The organism is Pseudomonas sp. SIMBA_067, assembly GCF_046534675.1.
In the GTDB taxonomy this organism is placed as follows: domain Bacteria; phylum Pseudomonadota; class Gammaproteobacteria; order Pseudomonadales; family Pseudomonadaceae; genus Aquipseudomonas; species Aquipseudomonas putida.
Genome location: NZ_JAWRYH010001316.1, coordinates 1 through 237, shown reverse-complemented (window position 1 = coordinate 237; position 237 = coordinate 1). Strand labels below are relative to the sequence as shown.

1 protein-coding gene is annotated in these 237 nt (G+C 55.7%); it reads right to left on the bottom strand.

Annotated features, from left to right (window positions below; translation table 11 throughout):
* Positions 1–179: YqjK family protein (locus SB765_RS33590; protein ID WP_410933029.1), on the bottom strand; the 179-nt coding region annotated here is incomplete at its 3' end.
* Positions 180–237 lie beyond the last annotated feature (58 nt).

The window sequence follows — 237 nt, the reverse complement described above, 5'->3', positions numbered from 1 at the left end:
AGCATATTCCAGCGACGATCGTAAGCGCCTGTTGCCTCCAGCCATTCACGACGACTGGCAGAAAGATCCAGCCGTTGTTGCTGGATCTGGCTAAGCAGTTGCGCCTTACGTCGTTCACGTTCGACTTTACTGCTCACGGGACTCCTCCTCGAGCAGCTGCCGATCGTTTGCCAGCTCATGGCGTGTATGGCGCAGCAAGGTGGATTTACGCGATTTACGTAACGTCCAGATACCGCC